General features: G+C 63.6%; 4 protein-coding genes. 2 read left to right on the top strand and 2 right to left on the bottom strand.

The genetic code is table 11. The features are described 5' to 3' along the window. Window positions 1–1,713: alpha/beta hydrolase (locus tag I55_RS09715; RefSeq protein WP_044560332.1), on the top strand; the 1,713-nt coding region annotated here is incomplete at its 5' end. 87 nt (window positions 1,714–1,800) lie between these two features. Here the strand turns inward: I55_RS09715 and I55_RS09710 are convergent. Beyond that, complete coding sequence (locus I55_RS09710; RefSeq protein ID WP_199902536.1) at window positions 1,801–2,316, bottom strand: Hsp20/alpha crystallin family protein; 516 nt, start codon at window positions 2,314–2,316, stop codon at window positions 1,801–1,803. 341 nt (window positions 2,317–2,657) lie between these two features. Here I55_RS09710 and I55_RS09705 point away from each other — a divergent pair, with 341 nt between their 5' ends. Next, complete coding sequence (locus I55_RS09705) at window positions 2,658–3,725, top strand: hypothetical protein (RefSeq protein WP_083900981.1); 1,068 nt, start codon at window positions 2,658–2,660, stop codon at window positions 3,723–3,725. Window positions 3,726–3,804: 79 nt separating this feature from the next. On the opposite strand, the gene I55_RS09700 is transcribed toward I55_RS09705, so the two are convergent. Next, window positions 3,805–5,430, bottom strand: a 1,626-nt coding sequence (locus tag I55_RS09700; RefSeq protein WP_044560331.1) for a TonB-dependent receptor, incomplete at its 5' end; no start/stop codon positions are given.

The raw sequence follows: 5,430 nt of genomic DNA, 5'->3' as shown, positions 1-5,430 counted from the left end.
GATCCCGACTTCCGCGCCCTGGACCGTGCCCTGCGGGCGGCGAGCGCCCAGTTGACCCAGGGCCTGTCCCCCTCCGTCATCGCGGAGGCGTGGACGGATTGGCTGATACACCTCTCGGCCAGTCCGGGCCGGCGCCTGGGCTGGACCCTGGCGGCGGCGGACGCGGCCGGGCGCTTCGCCGTCTGGCTGGCGGACGCCGCCGCCGGCGGGCGGCCGGCGCCCCTGATCACGCCCCGCCCCGGCGATCATCGTTTCACCGATCCGGTGTGGAGCGAGTGGCCGCAGGCGGCGGTGGCCCAGGCTTATCTGCTGGGCGAACAGCTGCTGCTGGACAGCGCGCATCGCGTGCCGGGCGTGGCGCGGCAGCATGAGGATGAACTGGCCTTCCTGTTCAGCCAGTGGGCGGACATCCTGTCCCCAACCAACATCCCCTGGTTCAACCCCGTCATTCTGCACCGGACTGTGCAAGAAAGCGGCATGAACCTGGTACGGGGATTCCTGAACTGGATGGAGGACGCCGGCCGGCTGATGAAGAACGCCCCTCCGGTCGGCACGGAGGACTTCCAGGTGGGCCGGGACGTGGCGGTGACACCCGGCAGGATCATTTACCGCAACCGCCTGATGGAAGTGATCCAATACGCACCGACGACGGCGACGGTGGCGGCCGAACCCATCCTGATCGTCCCCGCCTGGATCATGAAGTACTATATCCTGGACCTCCGGCCGGAGAATTCGCTGGTCCGTTGGCTGGTCGGGCGCGGGCACACCGTCTTCATGGTGTCATGGAAGAATCCCGATGCCGGCGACCGCGACCTGAGCCTGGATGACTATCGCCAGCAGGGCGTCATGGCGGCGCTGGACGCGGTTAGCGCGGCGGTGCCTGGCCGGCGCATCCACGCCTGTGGCTATTGCCTGGGCGGCACCATCCTGTCCATCGCCGCCGCCACCATGGCCCGCGACGGCGATGACCGCCTGGCCAGCCTGACCCTGCTGGCGGCGCAGACCGATTTCGCCGAGGCGGGCGAGCTGATGCTTTTCCTGGACGAACGGCAGGTTAGCCTGCTGGACGATCTGATGTGGAAACAAGGTTATCTCAGCGGTCCCCAGATGTCGGCCGCCTTCCAGTTGCTGCGCCCCAACGATCTGATCTGGTCCCGGCTTATCCGCGATTATCTGCTGGGTGAGCGGGAGCCCATGACGGACCTGATGGCCTGGAACGCCGACACCACCCGCATGCCGGCGCGCATGCACGGCGAGTATCTGCGCAGCCTGTTCCTGGAAAACCGCCTCTCAGCCGGGCGTTTCGCGGTGGAGGGCCGCGTGATCGCGCTGCGTGACGTCAAGGTGCCCATCTTCGCGCTGGGAACGGTTCGGGATCATGTCGCCCCCTGGCGCTCCGTCTATAAGATCAACCTGTTCAGCGACACCGCCGTCACCTTCGCCCTGGTGTCCGGCGGGCACAACGTCGGCATCGTCAATCCACCCGGCGAGGAACGCGGCGGCTATCAAATCCTAGCCCGGCACCCGGACCAACGTTACATCGATCCCGACACCTGGGCCGGCGTCGCCCCGCACCATGACGGTTCCTGGTGGCCGGCATGGGAGACATGGCTGCGTGAGTCAGGGACCGGTGCGGAGGTTCCGCCTCCGGCCATGGCCGCCGGCGCCCATCCCGCCACGCCGGCACCGGGATCGTACGTGCGCCAAGGATGAGGCCACCGCGCCGACGTCCCATGGGGTGACGCCGGCCCGCGACGGCGGCAGGATGTAAGCCCGCCGCCGTCGGGACCGGCGCTGGCATCACGCCGCTTTGATCTCGATCTTCTTCTGCTGCTTCTGCGTTTCCGCGTTCTTCGGCAGCACGATCTCCAGCACACCCTTGGTCATGGTGGCGCCGATGTTCTCCGCATCGACGCCGTCAGGCAGCCGGAAGGTGCGCTGGAAGGAGCCGTAGGACCGTTCCGACAGGAAGTGGTCCGCGTCCTGCTCCTTCCGTTCCTGCCGCTTCTCGCCCTTCAGGACCAACCGGTCGCCGAAGAGGGAGACCTCGATGTGCTTCTCATCCAGACCGGGCAGCTCGGCCGTGATCTTGTAGGCCTTGTCATCCTCGCTCACATCGACCGCCGGCACGGTGAAGCTGAAGGCCGTCTGGACGGTCGGCGTCAGATCGAATATCCGTGCCACGGACGGCAGCTTGAACCCCCCATCGAAGCGTTCAAACAGGCGGTCGATTTCCCCACGGAAAGAATGCCACAGGTCGGTGACCGGCTCGCGGACGGCCGGGACCTTCTTCACGTCGATTTCGGTGTCGGGCATCATCATCTCCATTCGCTGGACCCGCCGGGGGCGGGCAATCGAACTTTGATGTATTCGACGCCAACCAGCGTTGATCCTCCTCAACCACTCCCGCCCATGATTTTGATATTTATTTTCAAATATTCCATATGGTGTTGATTTGACTGACAACGTCCGCCGATAACTCTTTAGTTATACCAATTCTGATCGGCACGCCTCATGGCCTTTCCTTGTGCCAGCTCAATGCCAGGATCCAGCCTTTGAGCTATGATAGCCAGCAATCCGACCGCCGCCCCGGTCGCCCATCCATTGAAGCGACCGACATCGGCGTTGCCGGCCCTCGTTTCCTCAGGGAGGAGAGCATGCCGGGACCATTGCCTTTGCCGCTAAGCGACCGTCCCCCCCGGGCCTGCTTCGCGGAGGAAATTTTAAAGGACGGCGCCTTCGAACGCCTGGTGCGCTTTCCCGCCGCCGGCGACCGGGCCCAGGTCGACCGGCCCCGCACCTTGCTGGTCGCCCCCTTGTCAGGCGTGAACCCCCGCCTGATGTATGACATGGTCGCGGACCTGGCGGCAGTGACCGACCTGCATCTCCTGGAATGGCGCGATGCCGCGGACGTGCCCAACGCGTGCGGCGGCTTCGGCCTCGCGGACTGCCTGTCGCAGGTCCTTGAATCCATCCAAGACCTGGGCGAGGGCGTCAACGTGGTCGGCCTGTGCCAGTCCGCGCTCCCGGCGCTCGCCGCCACCGCCCTGTTGGCGTCCAGCCGCACGCTGCCCACCCCCCGCAGCCTCATCCTCATCGGCGGCAAGATCGATCCCCGGATCAATCCCACCGCAGGCGACCGCTTCGCCACGGGCCATGCCCTAGACTGGTTTCGCGCGCACGCCATAACCGAGGTGGGTCCCGGCCACCCCGGCGTGGGACGCCCCGTCTATGCCAAGGCGACACAGGAGAAGGTGTTGTGGTCCTATGTGAACCGCCATCTGGCAACGGGCTGCGACGTCATCGCGAAGACCCTGCATGACGATGGGCTGGATCCGGCGGGTCATCCCTTCCTGGCCAGCCTGGGGTCGCTCATCAACGTGCCGGCGGAATTCTTCCTGGATGTCATCACCACCGTTTACCACGGCAACGCCTTGCCGGAGGGCACGATGACCTGGTTCGGCCTGCCGGTTGACACGGCATTGATCCAGGATACCGCCCTGTTGACGGTCGAAGGCGGCAAGGACGACATCGCCGGCCCCGGCCAGTGCCGCGCGGCCCATGACCTGTGCACCGGCATTCCCGAACACAAGCGGGCCCATCGCCTGATCGACGGCGCCGGTCACTTCGATCTCTTCCACGGCGCCATCTGGCATGACCAGGTCCGGCCGCTGATCAGCCAATTTATCAGCCAGTGTGCGGACATCGACCCCAGGCGCCTGTGACAGGAGTGAACCCATGCCCGGGATAGACCAGGTCGGTTCCGGTTGAACCAACCTGGGCCGCCCTTCTCCGGTAGTCCGATCAGTACGTGACACGCGCCGTGAAACTTAGACGACGATCGGAGATCGTCGCGGTTCGTGGACGCGTCGTAATTCCGAAATATGAGAGCTTGAGCGCATTGTTGATGTTGCGCGCGTCAATCCCAAACGAGACATGCTCGGTTGCCTGATAGGTCAAGGAGCCATCAAGCTGACCATATGGTTGGTCAAAGATGGGAAGGTTACCGGTGCCGACGCCCGCCGTCGTTTCGACAAACTTGCTGCGCCAGTTATAAGCGAGCCGAAGCGACAGCGGGCCCTTCTCATAAATACCAACGAGGTTGTAGCTGTACCTTGACAGTAGCTCCAGCGGCACGCTGGTAACGGGGCCCGATGTCGCGGGACTGGGCGCCTGCGAGTCGACATAGGTGAAGTTCGCCTGGAGTCCCAGGCCGTCAAACGGATCCGGCAGGAAATCGAAGAACTGCTGGAACGAGAACTCCGCCCCCTTCACTTCGGCATCCGCCGCGTTGGTGTAGGACGTGACTTGGTAGGTGTATGTCTTTCCATCCGGGAACGTGATGTCGCGCGGTGTGATCGCGGTTTGAATGTATCCGTTGACCTTTTTATAGAAGCCCGCGACCGAGACATACTCATGGTCGGAGAAATACCATTCCAGCGAAGCGTCGAGGTTGCGGGACGTCATTGGCTTGAGCAAGGGGTTGCCACCCGTCGCGGTATGGATCTCGGCATGTTGCGACGGCCCCGGCTCGGTCAGCGTCAGGCTGGGATTTAACTGGGAGAAAGTCGGGGCCGACAGGTTGGTCGATGCCGCCAAACGCAGTTGCAAGGCATCGGTCAGGTGATAGCGCAGGTTCAGGCTGGACAGCAGCTTGGTATAGGAATCCTGGAATGCGATGGCGGCGTATTGGGGATCGCCGGTCGCCGTCGATCCGTCCGGCTGCGCGATTTGCGGCACCTGCTGGTAATATCCCGATACGCCCAGGTCGGTCTTGACGATGCGCACACCGATATTGCCGTCCAAGGGAATCGACCAGGGGCTGGCGTCGAAATACGCGGCCCCGTAGCCCGCATAGGTCTGTTGGCTCTGGGCGTTGCTGCCGCTGGGTAGGAAGGGCGGCGCGCCACTGAGCCCGAACGCGGACAGGGTGTTGGCGTAGTTGCCGATGGTTTCCAGCGGGAAGGTGACCACGCTGCCAAACACATTCGCGTCACCACGGAAGATATTGCTCAGGTCGTAATTCTCAAGCCCACCCCGGCCGTTGATGCTTGAATAGCGATAACCGGTGTCCCGCGTCGAATTCGTCCTGTCCGTATACCGGAACCCGGCGCGCAGTGATTTCAGGACACCCGTGTCGAAACTGTACTTGATATCAAGCCGGCCACTTTTCTCCTCGCCAACGGATTTGGAGAAATCGTCGAGGAAGCCATTGTTGGAGTAAAGGGCGGCATTGGTCGTCTGACTGGCCGGGATGGTGGAGAATGATGCCACGTCCCCGGAGACATTCTGCTGAAAGACGGTTGCCGGGCCGTTGGTGAGGACGATGAAATTGCTCTGGCTGGTGTCCGACCGGATGTATTGGCCGTCCGCCGTAACCTCCAGGTTCGACGTCGGGGTCCAGTGCGCCTTCAGGGAATAGTCGGTCGT

This window comes from Azospirillum sp. B4 (assembly GCF_000333275.1).
Classification (GTDB): Bacteria; Pseudomonadota; Alphaproteobacteria; order Azospirillales; family Azospirillaceae; genus Nitrospirillum.
Note: the sequence above shows the minus strand (reverse complement) of the source record. Positions and strands in the feature narration are given on the sequence as shown.

Excerpts from the sequence above, each read along its gene's own strand:
- I55_RS09710 (WP_199902536.1), bottom strand. The coding sequence starts at position 2,316 with ATGCCCGACACCGAAATCGACGTGAAGAAGGTCCCGGCCGTCCGCGAG.
- I55_RS09705 (WP_083900981.1), top strand. The coding sequence starts at position 2,658 with ATGCCGGGACCATTGCCTTTGCCGCTAAGCGACCGTCCCCCCCGGGCC.